A 16205-nucleotide genomic window follows, 5' to 3' on the forward strand; every position below is an offset into this window, starting at 1 on the left:
CGCTTGGTCCGAATCTACTTACGATGCGCTTGTTAGCGTAACCTGATAACGATATTGATTGTCGGTGAGTTGAAACTCTTGGTGAACACTTGGACTCCAAGAATCATCACCACCAACACCCATATGTTGGTGATCTACGCGTACATAGATTTTCTCTTCACGAGTCAGGTCATTGGTATGCTTAGCATCCGTTAATTGTTGCTGGCTGTACTGACTCACACTGAATGAAAAATCGCCTTCGATCCCGATATTTCCTACATTCAAGTTTTTGGTTCCGCAACGTAACCCGCTATCGGTTGGGAATATATACGGCGTATGCATCTGATCCAGTGTCTGTTTGTGTAAACCGAATCGAGCAGCAGCCAAACGGTCTGGATAGTTTTCAAAAGGACCTAATCCCAGCCACGATACTGGAGTTTCATTGGCAGTTTCGAGTGGTAAAGGTAGCTCCATCTCAAGACCAATGCGTGGCATCGGTGGTAAGTGATCGGCTAAGTTGACATCAACCGCGATATTCATTTCGCCTAGGTTATTTAAGGTGTATTGCCATTTGGTAATCGCTTGGATTTGGCCATTAAATTGGTAGGCGAATACTGACGCCACTTGTACTGAGTCTGCGAGCGCTTGCACGACACAACTTGTACACTGACGCTCCCATTGACCAATGCCTGCAAGTTCCCAGCGACAAGCCCATGCATTTGGGTCGATGTTGTCTATCTCACTGATACCAATGTCGTTATCAAGTGGCGCGCGATAGAAGTTATCGACAGGTGCCTTGATAACTTGCGGTTGCCCATCAACGATCCAGTGGGTCAACAATCCACTCTCTGTATCCCATTGCCATTGATGTGTTTCATCTAGGCTAGACACGACCACTTTATTGTCTTGCTGATGTAACTGGGGAGCCAAAGCATTTGCCGTGATCGGGAGTTGCAAGCCAGCATGGTTACGTAAAGCAAATTGCTCCGTCGCACAAACATGGCCTTCCCCTGCCCACTTGGTTGAATGAGTCAGAGTAATATCGGTGTTGAGATGATATTCGGCTTGTGCTTTTGGTGTGAAAGCGAGGTCAATTACCAGCTCTTGTTTACTATCTTCAGCAACGGATAAGACTTGTTGCCCTGATTGAATCACGATGCCATTTTCGAGCAATCGCCAGCGTAAGATTTCATTGTCAGTCGCTCGGAACAGGTTTTCATTGGTTACCGTTAGGCGGCATTGATCTTCAGTTTGCTCTGCTAACGTCACATTGATCATTCTCTGGCAGTATTTCGCCTCTTCCAAGGTCGGGTGTACGCTGCGATCTGGGAAGATCAAACCGTTGATGCAGAACTGACGGTCGTTGATGACATCGCCAAAGTCTCCACCGTAGGCCCAGAAGTGTTCACCGTTTTCATCCCATTGGCTTAGTCCTTGGTCAACCCAATCCCAGATGAAACCGCCTTGTAGGCGAGGATATTCTCGGAATGCATCCCAGTAATCATTAAAGCTACCCAAACTGTTACCCATTGCGTGTGCGTATTCACAAAGAATAAGCGGGCGTTGCTCGTTAGGCAGAGAAACCCATTTCTTGATAGACCATTTTGGAACGGCATCGTCTTCGATAGTGCTGTTAACGCGTGCGTACATTGGCGCAATGATATCGGTCGCTGTGGTATTTGAACCACCGCCTTCATACTGTACCGGGCGAGAAGGATCGTACTGTTTCGACCAAGCATACATCGCATTGTGGCTGCTGCCGTGCCCTGACTCGTTGCCCAAAGACCAGATGATGATAGAAGGGTGGTTCTTATCACGCATGACCATTTGCGTATAGCGACTCATATAAGCGTGTGCCCATTGCGGATCCGCAGACAAGCGATTCATAGGCTGCATGCCATGGGTCTCGATGTTCGCTTCATCACACACATATAAACCGTATTCGTCACACAGCTCGTACCATCGTGGGTGGTTAGGGTAGTGAGCGGTGCGCACAGCATTGAAGTTGTACTGCTTCATTAGACAGATATCGCGGATCATGTCTTCTTCTGTCATCACATGCCCCAACTCTGGGTGATGCTCATGACGGTTGACGCCGCGAATCAATAGCGGTTTGCCGTTTAGCTTTAGCTGACCGTCTGTCATTTCGACTTTACGGAATCCAACTTGATAAGCTTCACTTTCTATGTGGTTACCTTGCCTATCAAGCAATGACACGACAATTCGGTAAAGGTTAGGAACTTCTGCGCTCCATTTCTTCGGATCTCGAACATGAAGAGTTTGGAATACCACATCATCGTAGGTGCCACGCTCGTCAATTCGTCGATTATGAGGGCGATCGATAAGCGGTTCAGTCACCGCGTTTTCACCGTCAAACAGTTGAACCTGAACTTGGTAAGTGTCTGGTGCCGTAATTTTGGTGACAATAGACAGTGAACCATCGCGATAGCATGCGTCTAAGTCCGGCGTAACGAACACATCTTCAATGCACTGCTTTGGTTTAGCTAGTAAGGTCACATCACGGAAAATACCGCTTAGCCACCACATATCTTGGTCTTCTAAATAGCTACCATCACACCAACGTATCACCATGACAGAAAGCGTATTGTCGCCAACCGTTAGATACTGAGTTAAGTCGAACTCGGCAGGTAAGCGGCTATCTTGGCTGTAACCAACCCAATTGCCATTACACCAAAGATGAAAAGCGGAATTGACGCCATCAAAGATAATACGTTGGGTGTTCTTTAGGTCATTTTTAGTCAACGTAATTTGAGTGCGGTAACAACCGGTTGGGTTTTCTGCCGGTACAAACGGTGGGTTCACTTCAAATGGGTATTTTACGTTGGCGTAGATAGGTTTATCGTAGCCTTGCATTTGCCAGTTCGATGGTACGGTAATCTCGTCCCATTGTGAGTCATTGAAACTTGTTTCGATAAATTCACCGTCAACTTGTTCAGGTGCATCAAAGTATTTGAACTTCCATTGTCCATTAAGAGATTTACGTTGTGACTCAATGCCGTCTCGAGCGTGCTTAAGGTTGCGGTAGCTTGATAATGGGCTGTGCGCATTAAGGCAGTGGATATTCACAGACTGTGGGTTTTCCCAATCGCGTCTTTGGATGATGTTTGAAAATGCCTTCATGGTATTCCTACTCTTAAAGTGTTCAATATGGGTAATAATTCTATTAAGTCATCGGTCTTTTAAGCCGTGATGACCGTTATCAAATCGTTGGTTATGCGTATTGTTCTGTTGGCTTATTCAGCTATTCAGCGAGCTGTTTTAATAAATAATCTTTTGCTTCGGGTATGCCCTGTTCGGCCGCTTGATTAGCAATAAATGCAGCTTGTTTGATGTCATTGTTGTTTAGGGCTTGGTCAATGTCTTTTTGGATATTCAGCCATTGCGCCTTTTGATTGGTTTCAATTGTCTGATTTGATGGTTGAGAAACTTGCTTTGAACCTAAGGTTTCGGGTTCATTGTCGGATGAAACACCAAGCTCAGCCAATAGAGTCAAAACCGCACTGTTTGTTGATTTGCTCGCCGTAACATCAATGACACCTACGTAGCTCAACGTCGCAGTCAACGGCAGTTGCTTATTGCCAATAACCTGCTGAGATTCTGAATACAGATCTTCAGGATGAATTCGATTGATGGCGCTATCTAACTTAGTGCTATCGGCGCTGACCACAATAAATTGCGCGTTGTCTCGTTGAGGTTCGAGTGCAATTGATGCTTCAATTCTTTCTAACCCTTGCATCGTTGTCGGGTAGTAAGTGAAGTCGTTAGTACTGTATTGACCAAGCAGTCGCCATTGTTTGTCAAAGACATAAATAGACGGTGCGAATAGCGCATCATTTTTAATGTATGAACGAATGAGCAAGGACAGCGATTCTGTCGTGTCACTGATTTGGTACGCGATGGTCGGAAAGCGTTGGCTATCCGCTTGTGTATTGTCATTTAACAATGAAGAGGAAAGGGTCGGTAAATGACCGTCCATAATCACTTGTTGGTGGAATGGAACAGACAATTGCGTCATTGGCAGCGCACTTAGCTGAGAGCAGCATGCACTCTCATTGAAATCAGTATTAAGTTCCTTTTCAGGTATTCCGCTGCATGCGCTAACTGTGAGTGCCGCGACAATGATCACCAATGATTTTAATTTCATCTGATTGCTACCTTAGTAAAGGGGAAAACATCGGCTTTCCCCGTTAAATTGCTATTCCAGTGTTGAGCGTCAATTCGTTGATTGAACAGACGCTCGGGTGTGGTGGTTTACCACCAAGTTTCTACGTTGAAACCAAAGGTAATTTCATCGACGGTCTCTGCATTGATGCTCGTCGCCGTGCCATACACTTCGTTACCACGGTCCCATTCGTTGTTGGATTCAGAGTACGTCGCAAAAATACGAATAGATGGACGAGCCCATACCCCTTTTCCAGCTTGGAACATTTGAGCCACGGTCACTTTATACATATCGTTGGTGCCCGAGCCGTTTTGAGCTTCTACCGTTTCGTAACCCACCTCTAATGCTGTCGACATGTAATCTGTCCAAGCATATTGAGGACGAGCTCCGACACTGAACCACTTCTCACCATCGTTGTTATCTAGGTTTTTGTCTTGATAAGCGATGGAGTACATCACTTGAACATCTTCACTGATATTCAAGTCACCGTGGTTAAATAGGCGCCAGCTAGAACCATCGTGTTCCACACCCGTGCTGTATTTTCTGTTTGATCCACCTTCAGCACTCATTAATCCACCTGCCAACGCATCGGTACCATATTGGAAGGCCAAGGTGTTTGAACCGTAGTTCCAAGCTTGACGGTAAAGAGCAGAGAGCATTGCGCCAGAAGTAGTAATGTCTTTATCGTCGTAGCTTGAGTTCTGCGTGGTTACGTAGTTTAGGCCGAGTGTTAGGTCTGCTGTTTCACTTAGCTCAATGCCACTTAAGCGGGCATCGATGTTATGAAGGCTGCGTCCATCGTCACTTGAAGAGTTTGGTGCCATCCAAGCTAAGTGAGCATCAGCAAAGCCGAGATCCCAATCTTCAATACCAAGACCGGTGCTGGATGTATCCCAGTACTTCACATCTATCATGTGGACTTCGTGGCGACGGTAAAAACGTTCACCTGCCCAAATTTTTGCGTTGGGTTGGCCGTCGATAAGCCCATGGCCTGCTGACCAAAGCTGAATCGTACTCACGTCTCCCCAGCTATCTCCACTGCCTAGATAAATCGTGGTGTCAAAATAGGCGTCATTGTCACGCCATACATCGGCTTTCACTCCCGCTTCCCACCAATTTAGTTCATTACCTAAACGGTAGTTACCGTAACCTTGGCCCGCTCGAATAACGTCGTTGCGTTCTCCTTTGCCGTCGTTATGTTGGTCATTATCGGTGTAGATGTTTCCCCATTTTGCATAACCAAAATACGTTACGTTCTCCACTGCAGCGAAGCTGACTAATGGGGCGAGGGACAGAGTGAATCCTAATGCTTTGACTAGCATTTTTTGTTTCATGAAGTGTCTCCATTATTTTTTATTTATGGATATTTTTATGTTTGAGTCCTAACTCGAGCGAGAGTGTAAATAAACTCTGGAAACGTTTTCATGATGAAGTTGGCATTTTTATGCTATTGATGGGTTTGTGATTATTTTGTGTGATTTTGATCTGATTATTGGGCTTGTATAGGTGTTTTTACGCTAGGTTTTGTGATTTTAAAGTGGAATCGTTTTCTTTACTCAGTGCTATGTGGTGGTTTAGAGGGAGTGATTATGCTGTTGGTTGTCTTGGAATTTGAGGTGAAGCGGGTTTGAGGTACTTTGAGTGTCGGGTTGTTCGAGGGCTTTGAGGAAAAGCAGCCCAGTTAATGATAACTGGGCTCGTGAGACAAGGAAGTAAGTATCAAAGCAAATGCAGCAGCAAGGCTACAAGCATCGTGTTCTGTACCGTCAAGCTGGAATGTAAAAGTTAGGACCCAGAGAGACACTTCATAGATGTACTCGAAGATCTAAGAATACGAGTGTGATGTGATCAGTTCAAGAGGAAATGTATTTTAGCCTATGTGTTAATGGGAACTTTGATTTAATATACTGAATTTAAAAGATTAAATTGCCATTAATTATCGTTTTATATTGCTTTATTTAGAGTGGAAAGTTCAATTCTACCTAGAGGTAGGCAATATGAGATGGAATGGTGGTCAATCTAAATCTTTGAATTAGGAGCTATTTACCAAAGTTATCAGTCTTGAATATTTACTGGAAACGTTTTCATGATTTCGAGTTTGATCACAGAAACTCTGGGCTTAATAATTATGATACGGGGTAATTAAACGCGTTAAGGTTAAAAAAATGACGAATAAATCCCTAATTGATATTACCGGTCAACACTCGCAACTGATTGTAGAACTTGGCGATTTTGCCGAAATTCTTCATTGGGGAGCTCCCGTTCGTGGTGATTTAGCTAGCTTCCGTGTTTCTCTTGAAAGACCGGTTCCATACGGCCGCCTTGATAATGATGTTGCTATGTCTCTGAGCCCAGAGCTCGGGCGCGGTGTTTTCAGCAGTCCGGCATTAGAAGGGCACCGAGACGGATTGGACTGGGCGCCTGTTTTCTCTATTACGGATGTTCAACAAACACCATCTAGCCTAATCATTGAGAGTGAAGATATACGTGCAGGCTTACGTTTAACAACCGAGTTATGCCTCGATAAACATGATGTTGTGAAATCTCGTCACACCTTAACCAACGTTAAAGCCGGCCTTTATCAGGTGAACCGTCTCGCCAATACTTTGCCATTACCAGCAAGAGCTAATGAGTTGATGACGTACTACGGCCGCTGGGTACATGAGTTCCAAACGGTGCGTCAACCCTTACAGCAAGGGGGCTATCAGCAAGAAAATCGTCGCGGAAGAACGTCTCATGAACATTATCCAGCGATGGTTGTCGGTACCGCTAACTTTAATGAAATGGCAGGTGATGTGTGGGGGATTCACTTCGCTTGGAGTGGTAACCACAGACTGCGCGCGGATGTAAAAGCAGACGGTCGTCGCTACGTGCAAGCGGAAGTTATTTATCTACCGGGTGAGATTACATTGGATGAAGGTGAAAGCTTAACGACACCTTGGTTATATGCCAGTTTCAGTTCGGAAGGCTTAAATGGAATGAGCCATCAGTTCCACTCCCATGTGCGTTGTTCCATCTTGCCGGAGTCTTTCGCACAAAAGCCTCGACCTATCCATCTTAATACTTGGGAAGGCATCTATTTTGACCATGATCCTGATTATATTATGTCGATGGCTAGCCAAGCCGCGGATATGGGAGTAGAGCGTTTTATCATTGACGATGGCTGGTTCAAAGGGCGCTGCGGAGACAAGGCTGCGCTAGGGGATTGGTTCTTAGATGAAGAAAAATACCCAAATGGTTTAGATCCGATAGTTGAGCACGTTAATCAGTTGGGTATGGAGTTTGGATTGTGGTTCGAACCTGAGATGATCAATAAGGATTCTGACTTATACCGAGCCCATCCAGACTGGTTGCTTGCGGTTGACGGCTATGACCAACCAACGGGTCGTAATCAATATGTTATCGATCTTCAGAATCAACAAGCATTCGACTTTTTGTTTGAGCGTCTTGACCACTTCTTAAGTCAGTACAACATTGCTTACATTAAGTGGGATATGAACCGAGAAGTTGTACAACCTGCGCATCTAGGCAGGGCTGCGGCTCATCAACAAACCGCTCGTTATTATGAGTTGGTCGATAAAGTCCGAGAGAAGCACCCAATGGTTGATATTGAATCGTGTGCGGCTGGTGGTGGTCGTATCGATTTTGAGGTTCTTAAGCGTACGCAACGTTTTTGGGCGTCTGATAACAATGACGCGCTGGAAAGACAAACGATTCAGCGTGGGATGAGTTACTTCTTCCCCCCTGAGGTAATGGGAAGCCATATTGGTGCGAGCCACTGCCACAGCACTCGTCGTCGTCATAGTATTGAGTTTCGTGGTCTAACAGCACTGTTTGGTCATATGGGGATTGAATTAGATCCTGTGAAAGAAGTGCAAGAAGAGAAGCAGGGCTTTGAACACTACATCAAGCTACATAAGATGCTGCGCCCGTTACTGCATAGCGGGAGAACTTGGCGAGTTCCAACGGACGATAGTGCCCATCAAATCCATGCGGTCGTCTCCGAAGATGTGTCAGAAGCTGTGGTGATGATTGCACAGCTTGCGATGCCAACCAATTCATTGAGTGGTCATTTGCGTATACCTGGGCTAGATCCACAAAGTTTATACAAGGTATCTGTGATTGATAAACCGTCAAATTACGATGATATTGTGAATTATCAACCGCCATGGACAGAGTCTTGCTGTGAATTATCAGGTGCTTGGTGTGCCGAGGTGGGGCTGACGATGCCAATACTTGACGCAGAAACAGCGATGCTGATTAAGTTTGAACGTATCGAGTAAGTTTTAGCATAGGCTTTATATTTGATGAACCGCGTAGGTGAAATTACGCGGTTTTTTATTGCCTTTAATAAGCCGTCATGAACTATCAAATCAATTTGATGTGCCCGTATAGATTGGAGAACTGTAGGTATTCCCAGCGTGATACTGTACTTATGTAATCGTTCTCATGCGTTACTTCACACAATGAACTGTTTTGAGCACTTTAATTAGCGATATTCTCTATCAATTCGAGGGTTTTATTGTTCGATCTCTCACTTTGGATATTTGACTGAAAACGTTTCCATGGAGTGGTTGTTGATCACAGTATCTGTTCGTTGGAATGGTTACATTAGCATCGGACTTGATACTTGAGTGTTTTAAGAAGCGACCACAGAGTGGCTCTAAAACAGAACTTGAGTGGATAAATTATTATAAATAAAAGGTAAGTGTTTCAACGTCTGTTAGGAGATGAAGTTACGCGCCTGAAGGAAATACTATGTCTGATCAAATTACTCTACAAACCAAATTATCGTATGGACTTGGGGCTTTAGGTAAAGACTTTGCCTGTGCTCCAATCTACATCTTCTTAATGTTTTACTTCACCGATGTTGCTGGGCTGTCAGCGGCATTTGTGGGTACTATCTTTTTGGCCGCGCGCATTGTCGACGCGGTGACCGACCCAATGATGGGCGTTATCGTTGATAACACACGCTCTAAGTTTGGTAAATTCCGTCCTTGGATAGTGATTGGAACCCTGTTAAATGCTGTAGTGCTTGTTGGTCTTTTTAGTACGCATATGTTTGAAGGCACTACGTTATACATTTATGCAGCGGCTGCTTATATTCTGTGGGGCCTTACGTACACTATTATGGACATTCCATATTGGTCTTTGATTCCTGCACTATCGAGCTCTCGTCAAGAACGTGAAAAGTTGGTTGTTTGGCCACGATTATTTGCTAGCTTGGCGTGGTTTATTACGGGTACTTACGGGCTACATATTGTCGGTAAACTGGGTGACGGCGACCAAGGACAAGGTTTCTTCAACGTTGCTATGTTGATTGCTGTGCTGTTCGTGATGAGTGCATTCTTGATTGCTCGCAACGTAAAAGAAAAATCGGCACCAGCAAATGCGAAACCAGCTGAGCGTTTCAGCTTTAAAGATGTAATGGTTATCATTGGTAAGAATGACCAACTAAAAGCACTTATTGGTACCGTATTGTCGTTCCAAATAGCAAACTTGTTGGTGGGTGGTTTTGCGATTTACTACTTCTCTTACGCTTTAGGCAACGCTGACTTGTTCCCCGTTTATATGATGGTGGCAGGTATCGCTGAAGTTGCAGGCGTATTCTTGTTCCCTCGTATTGCATCAGTGTTACCACGCAAACACCTATGGGTTATCGCTTGTGGCTTCCCAGTGCTGTCTTGTACCACTCTACTTATCATGGGCTTTATCGCTCCAGGTAACGCGATTCTAATCGGTATCGCAGGTGCTGCTATCAAGTTTGGTGTGGGTATCGCTAACGCACTGCAAACTGTAATGCTTGCCGATGTTGTTGATTACGGTGAACACAAAACGGGTCGTCGCAGTGAGAGTGTTATCTTCTCTGTTCAAACTATGCTTGTTAAGTTTGCAGGCGCGGCTGGTGGTTTTATTGTTGGTATGGGCTTGTCTGTGGTGGGTTATGTACCAAACGTGGAACAGTCTGACAGCACTATCATGGGACTGCAGTTTATGATGGTAGGTTTACCAGCGATTCTAATGACGGTAAGTGCTCTTGTTTATAAGCGCTACTACCACCTGCATGAAGGATTTGATCAAGACCAAGCCGGTAAAGAGACTCAGACAAATGTTGTTACAGCAGAAGCATAACCGCTAAACGACGTCTAATCTAGAATAAAGCTCAGTTTAGTCACTAAGCCCAAACGCCTCCTTGTGAGGCGTTTTTTTATGGATGTGAGTTAATCAAAGCTGTGCCTGTAGGGCTTTTGTTTCGACTAAAACGCAAAAAGCCGCATCGAATGATGCGGCTTCTTTAAATTTGGCTCCCCTTGCAAGACTTGAACTTGCGACATACGGATTAACAGTCCGCCGTTCTACCAACTGAACTAAAGGGGAATTGCTTGTTAGCGACGCGAATTCTAATAATTGTCCGGATTTCTGTCAATAAAAAATATCAGAAAAAAGTAAGATAAAAAACTTTACTTTCTTGAACGCCTTATAGGATTTAGCTTTGCTTTAGTTATCCACCAAAATTGTGGATAAGTGTGTGTGTGAAACTTTAACAACAATAATCGGGATAAATCGAAAAATGTAAAAACCTTATCTAACGTAATGTATTTAAAAGATTTATAGCAAAATGTCGCAATTGTATAACTTTTGTAGATTATAAAACGAACAGTAAAACAAGCGGTATTTTTAGGTTTTTTGGGGAAAAGTAGTGGATTAAAATTCGAGTAATTTAGCTGGGGAAACTTTGCAGGGCACGGATAATACCAAGTTCTAAAAATAAAAGCTATAACTGATCTCTGATCTTAAGATGCATTTCTCTAGATAATTGTTGCAACGACACTCCTCCTAGAGTGACAATGACCTGATTAAAAAAACAGTATGGAAATGGCGACCTATGAGTAAACTCTTTGACTTGGTATCGGACTACAGCCCGTCCGGTGATCAGCCGACAGCGATAACCAAATTACTAGACGGATTAGATTCTGGTTTGGCACATCAAACTCTACTAGGGGTAACGGGCTCAGGTAAAACCTTTACCCTTGCCAACGTCATTTCCCAATCTCAAAGACCTGCGATTCTGTTAGCGCCTAACAAGACATTGGCGGCTCAACTTTACGGTGAGATGAAATCTTTCTTTCCAAACAATGCCGTTGAGTATTTCGTTTCTTACTACGATTACTACCAACCTGAAGCCTACGTTCCAACCACGGACACGTTCATCGAGAAAGATGCGTCTGTGAACGCTCATATCGAACAAATGAGGCTTTCGGCAACCAAAGCCTTATTAGAACGAAAAGACGCCATCATTGTGGCTTCTGTGTCGGCTATCTACGGTCTGGGTGATCCTAAGTCTTATTTGAAGATGATGCTTCATTTGAGTCGTGGCGAGGTGATGGATCAGCGAGACATCCTGCGTCGATTGGCTGAGCTGCAATATTCAAGAAACGATGTCGCCTTTGAACGTGGTCAGTTCCGTGTTCGTGGTGAGGTGATTGATATCTTTCCGGCTGAATCTGACCAAGATGCGGTTCGAATTGAGATGTTCGATGACGAAGTGGACTGCATTAGTATTTTTGATCCTCTGACTGGTGCGGTGAAACAAAGAGACTTGCCGCGCTTTACGGTTTATCCAAAAACTCACTATGTAACGCCAAGAGAAAAAATCCTTGAGGCGATTGAGAACATCAAGGACGAACTGCGCGATCGTGCTCAATACTTAAAAGACAACAATAAGCTTTTGGAAGAGCAGCGTATCTCTCAAAGAACTCAGTTTGATATTGAGATGATGACCGAGCTTGGCTTCTGTTCCGGTATCGAAAACTATTCACGATACTTGAGCGGCCGTGCGGAAGGGGAAGCGCCGCCAACGTTATTTGACTACCTGCCTGATGATGGTTTGCTGATCATCGATGAGTCACACGTGACTGTGCCGCAAATTGGTGCGATGTATAAAGGTGACCGTTCTCGTAAAGAAACCTTGGTCGAGTTTGGTTTTAGACTGCCTTCTGCATTGGATAACCGTCCAATGAAGTTTGAAGAATTTGAGTCTATAGCCCCACAAACGATTTTTGTGTCGGCAACACCAGGTAATTACGAGATTGAAAAATCAGATGGCGAGATTGCTGATCAAGTGGTACGTCCTACTGGTCTGTTAGACCCAATCATCGAAGTAAGACCTGTCGCGACGCAGGTGGATGACTTGCTGTCTGAAATCAGAATCCGTTCAGTGAAAGAAGAGCGTGTTTTGGTTACCACGTTGACCAAGAGAATGGCAGAAGACTTAACCGAATACCTAAATGAGCACGGCGTTAAAGTGCGTTACTTGCACTCGGATATCGATACCGTTGAGCGTGTAGAGATCATCCGAGACCTACGTTTGGGCAAGTTCGATGTGTTAGTGGGCATTAACTTACTTCGTGAAGGTTTGGATATGCCTGAAGTGTCGCTGGTGGCGATTCTTGATGCAGATAAAGAGGGCTTCTTGCGTTCTGAGCGTTCTCTGATTCAAACCATTGGTCGTGCTGCTCGTAACTTGGAAGGTCGAGCAATCCTTTATGGTGATTCGATTACTAAGTCGATGAGAAAAGCGATTGATGAAACCGATCGTCGTCGCGAGAAACAGCAAGCCTACAACGAAGAGCAAGGCATCACTCCGCAAGCGTTGAAACGCAATATCAAAGACATTATGGAACTGGGTGATCTAACCAAGTCGAAGCAGCAGCGCCAATCGAAACAAGTTCCACTATCTAAGGTGGCAGAGCCTTCTGAAAGTTATGCAGTACTTACGCCGCAACAGCTTGATAAAGAGATCAGCAAGCTAGAATCTGCGATGTATCAGCATGCTCAGAATCTGGAATTTGAATTGGCCGCACAGAAGCGTGATGAAATTGATCAGTTAAGAAAGCAGTTTATTACCAACAGCTAATCTCACTTTTCGCTCGAGAATTGATCCCCCTCAACACAAGAATTGAGAGTGTTTCAGACAAAAAAACAGCCAGTAGTAAATGTTCTACTGGCTTACGTTTGTGAACAATCGGTCCACTAACAACGTCAGTTGGCTAGGTGACCCGAAGGTCATTTATACCGTTGCATCGTTCGTGCCAGATAGATAAAACATTGATTGTTTGAAGCAAGTAAAAAAACACACTACAAATACTGTGGCTAATTTGCATAATGCAAAGCGGAATGCGACTATAATAAGAAATGCAAATTATAAATGGCTAGGATATGCAATCAAAAACGCTAGATAACAAATCGAAGTATTTGTTGATGGTAGAGGATACCGCTTCGGTAGCAGCTTTATATCGCTCGTATCTTACACCGCTCGAAATTGATATCAACATTGTCGGCACTGGCCGCGATGCAATCGAGAGTTTGAATCATCGAATCCCAGACCTTATTTTATTAGATCTACGTCTGCCTGATATGACGGGTATGGACGTACTATTTGCTGTAAAACAAAAATACCCTGAAGTTCCAGTTATCTTCATGACGGCTCACGGCTCTATCGATACCGCTGTAGAAGCGATGCGTCATGGCTCTCAAGATTTCCTTATCAAACCGTGTGAAGCCGACCGACTCCGTATTACGGTGAATAATGCGATCCGCAAAGCCACCAAACTTAAAAATAGCTCGGAACACCCGGGAAACCAGAACTACCAAGGTTTTATCGGCAGCAGCCAAACCATGCAGCAGGTTTACCGAACTATCGATTCTGCTGCATCGAGTAAGGCGAGCATTTTCATTACTGGTGAAAGTGGTACCGGTAAAGAGGTATGTGCAGAAGCCATTCATGCGGCGAGTAAGCGTGGCGATAAGCCGTTCATCGCGATTAACTGTGCCGCTATCCCTAAAGACCTGATTGAAAGTGAGCTGTTTGGCCACGTTAAAGGTGCCTTTACCGGTGCTGCGACCGATCGCCAAGGTGCTGCTGAGCTTGCTGATGGTGGAACACTGTTCCTTGATGAACTGTGCGAAATGGACTTAGAGCTGCAAACCAAGCTGCTGCGCTTTATCCAAACCGGTACTTTCCAAAAAGTCGGCTCTTCGAAGATGAAGAGTGTCGACGTTCGTTTTGTGTGTGCGACCAACCGTGACCCTTGGAAAGAAGTACAAGAAGGTCGCTTTAGAGAAGATTTATACTATCGTTTATACGTGATTCCATTGCACTTGCCGCCATTGCGTGAGCGTGGTGAAGATGTCATCGAGATCGCGTATTCTCTGCTAGGCTATATGTCGGTCGAGGAGGGGAAGGCGTTTGTACGTTTTGCTCAGGAAGTACTTGATCGCTTTAATCAATATGAGTGGCCGGGTAACGTTCGTCAGCTACAAAACGTGTTGCGGAACGTGGTGGTTTTGAATAACGGCAAAGAGATTACTCTCAACATGCTTCCACCACCGTTGAACCAACCGATTGAAAACAGTCTGCGATTGAAAGAGAAGCAGAATGAAGACATCACGGTAAAAGATATTTTCCCATTGTGGATCACTGAGAAAACGGCTATCGAGCAGGCCATTAAAGCGTGTGATGGCAACATCCCTCGTGCGGCAGGTTTCTTAGATGTCAGTCCATCGACGATATACCGTAAGTTGCAAACGTGGAATGCGAAGCAGTAATCAACAAACAATAAGAAAATAATAATGACGAAAGTATTAAATCAGCAAAAAGTTGATGAGCTTGGCGGCGAAATAGGCCAAGAGAATGTCCCGGTTTTACTGGAAATCTTTTTAGGTGAGTTGAAAGGCTACTACGAACACCTAGAGATAAATAAAGAGTCGGATACCTCTAAGTACTTGGCTGATATCAGTCATGCGCTTAAGAGCAGCGCAGCAAGCTTTGGTGCGGATTCTTTGTGTAGTTTTGCTATTAGCTTAGACGCAAAAGTGAAGCAAGCGTTGCCTGTAACCGAGATTGATTTTCAAGATATGCAAGACCTCCTGTTATCGACGTACACTGAATATCAGCAGTTGATGACGGACCTTTAAAACAGCGAGTTATTACTGAGATTAAAAAAGGAGCAGCATGCTCCTTTTTTGTTGTTTGTCGCTTGAACCTATGGCTACGCCAACTGGGCTTCAATGGCTTGTTGAAGCTTCACACGGTCGTGTCGCCAATCTCGGTTTGCCGATGCAAGATCTGTGGTCACACAATTCCATTGCACTTCTAGTTCCGGGTGAGGTTCATTGCCTAACACGATGTCTATTTTCCTTGCCTTACAGGTACGTTCACACCACTCCAATTGCTCTTGAAGCGTCATTTTCCCTGCGGGACCGTGCTCTGGTGAAAGGTTTTCAACGAAGATAACTTTTGCCTTGGTGTTCTCAGAGATTGCTTTGCCAATCTCTGGAAGGAGAAGAGGGGGCATCACACTGGTTAAAAAGCTTCCAGGGCCAAGGACAATGCAGTCTGCTTGCTCAACGGCAGCAACGGCTTCTTTGGTTGCTGGCACTTCTGGAGACAAGTCCATCATGCGCAGCTTTTCCGTCATGTCATCAACGTTGGTTTCGCCGGTAACCCAGCGGCCGTCCATTGATAGAGCCGTGAGGTCTGAAGGATGCTCAGTCATCGGCACGATATTGACATCGACCTTGAGCATATTTCGAATCAGGTTAATTGCTTCCAATGGGCGAACGGAAAGGTTGTCTAACGCCGTCAGCATTAGGTTACCCAAGTTATGACCGTCTAGCTCACCTTGACCACGAAAGCGGTATTCGAACATCATCGAACTGATTGAAGGCTCTGTGATTAATTGGTTGATACAGTTGCGTGTATCTCCCCATGCGATGCCACCTTGGCAATCTCTAATACGTCCGGTGGAACCGCCGTTATCTGTCGTTGCAACAATGCCAGTTGCGTTGTTACCAAAGTCTTTTAATGCAGCTAACATGCGACCTAAGCCATGGCCACCGCCGATTGCTACGACTTTCTTTGAAGAGTAAATATTCATTTATTGTTCTTGTTAGGTTATTACCAACTATAATTTAGGTTAAATGCTTCTCGCTATATACTCAACAAGAGTTATTTTGAGCGTTTGATACGTTTTTTTTTGCC

General features: G+C 44.6%; 9 protein-coding genes and 1 tRNA gene. 5 read left to right on the forward strand and 5 right to left on the reverse strand.

Features of this window, described 5'->3' with window-relative positions; all coding sequences use genetic code 11:
• Positions 1–18 precede the first annotated feature (18 nt).
• From AB4482_RS07495 to AB4482_RS07505, 3 genes are all read right to left on the reverse strand, one after another.
• Positions 19–3120 (reverse strand): beta-galactosidase, encoded by a 3102-nt coding sequence (locus AB4482_RS07495; protein ID WP_372132047.1) that lies wholly within the window; start codon positions 3118–3120, stop codon positions 19–21.
• A 121-nt stretch (positions 3121–3241) separates the two neighbouring features.
• Entirely contained in the window at positions 3242–4144 is a 903-nt protein-coding gene (locus tag AB4482_RS07500) for a MalM family protein (RefSeq protein ID WP_372110616.1), read from the reverse strand.
• A 107-nt stretch (positions 4145–4251) separates the two neighbouring features.
• Positions 4252–5496 carry a carbohydrate porin gene (locus tag AB4482_RS07505; protein ID WP_136973539.1) on the reverse strand — a complete coding sequence of 415 codons (1245 nt, stop codon included), beginning with the start codon at positions 5494–5496 and terminating at the stop codon, positions 4252–4254.
• An 831-nt stretch (positions 5497–6327) separates the two neighbouring features.
• On the opposite strand from AB4482_RS07505, the gene AB4482_RS07510 reads away from it, so the two are divergent.
• Entirely contained in the window at positions 6328–8445 is a 2118-nt protein-coding gene (locus AB4482_RS07510; RefSeq protein ID WP_102321133.1) for an alpha-galactosidase, read from the forward strand.
• 475 nt (positions 8446–8920) lie between these two features.
• Entirely contained in the window at positions 8921–10294 is a 1374-nt protein-coding gene (gene melB / locus AB4482_RS07515; protein WP_102394332.1) for a melibiose:sodium transporter MelB, read from the forward strand.
• Between the two features lie 170 nt (positions 10295–10464).
• Here the strand turns inward: melB and AB4482_RS07520 are convergent.
• Positions 10465–10540 (reverse strand) — tRNA-Asn (locus AB4482_RS07520).
• 508 nt (positions 10541–11048) lie between these two features.
• Here AB4482_RS07520 and uvrB point away from each other — a divergent pair.
• The 3 genes from uvrB (at position 11049) to luxU (ending at position 15139) form a co-directional block, all read left to right on the forward strand.
• Positions 11049–13079, forward strand: coding sequence for an excinuclease ABC subunit UvrB (uvrB, locus tag AB4482_RS07525; RefSeq protein WP_372126065.1), 2031 nt, complete (start codon positions 11049–11051; stop codon positions 13077–13079).
• A 302-nt stretch (positions 13080–13381) separates the two neighbouring features.
• Positions 13382–14770 carry a quorum-sensing sigma-54 dependent transcriptional regulator LuxO gene (luxO, locus tag AB4482_RS07530; protein WP_004734031.1) on the forward strand — a complete coding sequence of 463 codons (1389 nt, stop codon included), beginning with the start codon at positions 13382–13384 and terminating at the stop codon, positions 14768–14770.
• 24 nt (positions 14771–14794) lie between these two features.
• The gene (luxU, locus tag AB4482_RS07535; RefSeq protein WP_372126067.1) at positions 14795–15139 is read left to right on the forward strand and encodes a quorum-sensing phosphorelay protein LuxU; all 345 of its coding nucleotides are present in this window, start codon (positions 14795–14797) and stop codon (positions 15137–15139) included.
• 74 nt (positions 15140–15213) lie between these two features.
• On the opposite strand, the gene AB4482_RS07540 is transcribed toward luxU, so the two are convergent.
• Entirely contained in the window at positions 15214–16101 is an 888-nt protein-coding gene (locus tag AB4482_RS07540; RefSeq protein WP_017062178.1) for a YvcK family protein, read from the reverse strand.
• Positions 16102–16205: the final 104 nt, after the last annotated feature.

Source organism: Vibrio sp. 10N.222.55.C7 (assembly GCF_041473335.1).
Lineage (GTDB): Bacteria > Pseudomonadota > Gammaproteobacteria > Enterobacterales > Vibrionaceae > Vibrio > Vibrio crassostreae_C.

Bases quoted from the DNA above. Each gene is read 5' to 3' on its own strand.
- AB4482_RS07495 (WP_372132047.1), bottom strand. From the start codon at position 3,120: ATGAAGGCATTTTCAAACATCATCCAAAGACGCGATTGGGAAAACCCA.
- AB4482_RS07500 (WP_372110616.1), bottom strand. From the start codon at position 4,144: ATGAAATTAAAATCATTGGTGATCATTGTCGCGGCACTCACAGTTAGC.
- AB4482_RS07505 (WP_136973539.1), bottom strand. From the start codon at position 5,496: ATGAAACAAAAAATGCTAGTCAAAGCATTAGGATTCACTCTGTCCCTC.
- AB4482_RS07510 (WP_102321133.1), top strand. From the start codon at position 6,328: ATGACGAATAAATCCCTAATTGATATTACCGGTCAACACTCGCAACTG.
- melB (WP_102394332.1), top strand. From the start codon at position 8,921: ATGTCTGATCAAATTACTCTACAAACCAAATTATCGTATGGACTTGGG.
- uvrB (WP_372126065.1), top strand. From the start codon at position 11,049: ATGAGTAAACTCTTTGACTTGGTATCGGACTACAGCCCGTCCGGTGAT.
- luxO (WP_004734031.1), top strand. From the start codon at position 13,382: ATGCAATCAAAAACGCTAGATAACAAATCGAAGTATTTGTTGATGGTA.
- luxU (WP_372126067.1), top strand. From the start codon at position 14,795: ATGACGAAAGTATTAAATCAGCAAAAAGTTGATGAGCTTGGCGGCGAA.
- AB4482_RS07540 (WP_017062178.1), bottom strand. From the start codon at position 16,101: ATGAATATTTACTCTTCAAAGAAAGTCGTAGCAATCGGCGGTGGCCAT.